2 protein-coding genes are annotated in these 2,274 nt (G+C 64.8%); both read right to left on the bottom strand.

The annotated features are described in order from the left end of the window. Positions 1 to 1,366 (bottom strand): ABC transporter ATP-binding protein (locus tag QMM04_RS22245; RefSeq protein WP_282997074.1); only part of this gene is annotated, 1,366 nt, incomplete at its 3' end. Beyond that, positions 1,363 to 2,214: an ABC transporter permease gene (locus QMM04_RS22240; protein WP_282997073.1), complete on the bottom strand. Its 852-nt coding sequence runs from the start codon at positions 2,212 to 2,214 to the stop codon at positions 1,363 to 1,365. The genes QMM04_RS22240 and QMM04_RS22245, both read right to left, overlap by 4 nt. Between the last annotated feature and the right edge of the window lie 60 nt (positions 2,215 to 2,274).

Genomic DNA, 2,274 nt, shown 5'->3' with positions numbered 1-2,274 from the left:
GCACGGTGACGTCGAGTGCCGAGGTGGCTTCGTCCAGCACCAGAATAGTGGGATTCAGGATCAGCGCCCGGGCGATGGCGACGCGCTGTCGCTGCCCGCCAGAGAGCTCGCGCGCGGTGCGGGTCAATACCTCCGTCGGCAGGGCAACGCGCTGCGCAACGGCTTCCACCCGTTCCCTGCGCTCCGCTTTACCGATGCGGGCAAAATTCTTCAGCGGCTCTTCGATAATCTCAAACAGCGTCTGGCGCGGGTCGAGAGAGGCAAACGGGTTTTGATAGACGAACTGGATCTTCTGCCGCAGCTGTCGGCGCGCCTCGCGGCTGAGGGTGGTGGCATCGATGTCATCGATAATCACCCGGCCGCTGTCGGCCTGCTCAAACCCGAGCATAATGCGGGCGAGGGTGGTTTTCCCGGAACCCGACTCGCCGACCAGCGCGTGCGTGCTGCCGCGCGTGACGTCGAAACTGACCTTATCCAGCGCCTGCAGCTGATGCCCTTTCCCGAGCGAAAACTGCTTGCTGATGCCCTGCGCGCGAATGGCGGGCGAGGCCAGCGGACGGCCTGATACGGGGGCAATGGTCAGACGCTGTCCCTGGAGGTCGCTCAGCAGCTGGCGGGTATAAGGGTGCTGCGGTGCGCGGAGGATATCGCCCGTGGCCCCTTGCTCCTGAATTTCACCCTCGCGGAACACCAACAGCCTGTCGGCGCGCTGGGCGGCGAGGGCCAGATCGTGAGTCACAAACAGTACGGCGGTGCCGGACTCCCGGCGCAGCGCGTCCAGCAGATCCAGAATGCGCTTTTGCACGGTTACATCCAGCGCGCTGGTCGGCTCGTCGGCAATAATCACGTCCGGCTTCAGGGCGATGGCGATAGCGATCAGCACGCGCTGCTTCATGCCGCCGGAAAGCTGATGGGGATACTGCTTCATGCGCTGTTCCGGGTGGCTCAGGCCGACCTTTGTCAGCAGGGCGAGCACCTGTTCGTCGCGCTGTTCGCGAGCGATCTTCTGGTGCAGCTGAATAATTTCGCCCACCTGCGCGCCGATGGTTTTCACCGGGTTCAGCGAGTTACCCGGATCCTGCGGCACAAGACTGACCCGCGCGCCGCGCAGGGCGTCGAGCCGCGTTGGCGACCACTGGCTTATCGCCTCGCCGTTGAGGAGGATGCTGCCCGCATCGCGCCGGGCGTTATCGGGCAGCAGGCCAATTATCGCCTGCGCGGTGGTGGTTTTGCCGGAGCCGGATTCGCCGACGAATGCCAGCATCTCGCCACGTTTAAGGCTGAAGCTGACGTTATGCACCACCTCACGCCGCTGGCGCGCGGTGCGGTAGCTGATCGTCAGGTTTTCCACTGAGAGAACGGTCATGTGCGGCCTCCGCTAAACTGTTGGCTGATACGGTTGGTCGCCAGCACGACGGCAATCACCACCGCGCCGGGGAAGGTGGTGAGCCACCAGGCGGTAGAGAGATAGTTTCGGCCTTCGGCAATCAGCAGCCCCCACTCTGGAACGGGCGGCGGCGTGCCGTAGCCGAGGAAGCTCAGCGTGGACAGCGCCAGGATAGCCTGACCAAACTGCAGGGTGGCAAACGCCAGCACGGCGGTTAAGGCGTTGGGCAGAATGTGTCGCCACAGCACGGCGAAGAACGTGCCGCCGCTGCCAAAGGCGGCTTCGACGTAATCCGCGTGGCGGATGCGCACCACTTCACCGCGCGCCAGGCGGGCAAAGCTGGCAATCGAGGCGACGCCAACCGCAATAGCCGCATTCACGGTGCCAAAACCGAGCAAAATGATTACCGTCAGCGAAAGCAGCAGGGAGGGAATCGACAGCAGTACGTCAACAAAACGCATCAGCAGGGATTCCACGCGTCCGGCGAACGCCCCGGCTGTCACGCCCAGCCCGGTGCCAACCAGCAGCCCCAGGGCGACGGCGGCGAGCGCGGCGCTGAGGGAGTGCGACGCTCCGTAAACAATGCGGGCATACACATCCCGGCCAAGCTGGTCGGTGCCGAGCCAGTGGCCCGCCTGCGGTGCCAGACGCTGCGCCCCGGCGATACCCTCTGTCGGGCTGTAGTGGGTAAACAGCCCCGGCGCGACGGCGGCAAGGGCGGCGACGATAATAACGGCCCACGCCAGCCAAAGCCCCGGCTGCCACTGCAGCCCTTGCCACGACGGAACGCGTTTTCGCGCGGCGGCGGCGTAATCGACAAGACTCATGAGGCCCCTCCGGTAACGGTTTGCAGGCGTGGATCGAAGAGCGGCATCAGCAGATCCACC

It is taken from the genome of Pantoea sp. Pa-EAmG (genome assembly GCF_030024295.1).
Lineage (GTDB): Bacteria > Pseudomonadota > Gammaproteobacteria > Enterobacterales > Enterobacteriaceae > Pantoea > Pantoea dispersa.
Note: the sequence above shows the minus strand (reverse complement) of the source record. Positions and strands in the feature narration are given on the sequence as shown.

What these genes read in the sequence shown, in the direction of transcription:
- QMM04_RS22240 (WP_282997073.1), bottom strand. Translation starts at nt 2,214, where the DNA reads ATGAGTCTTGTCGATTACGCCGCCGCCGCGCGAAAACGCGTTCCGTCG.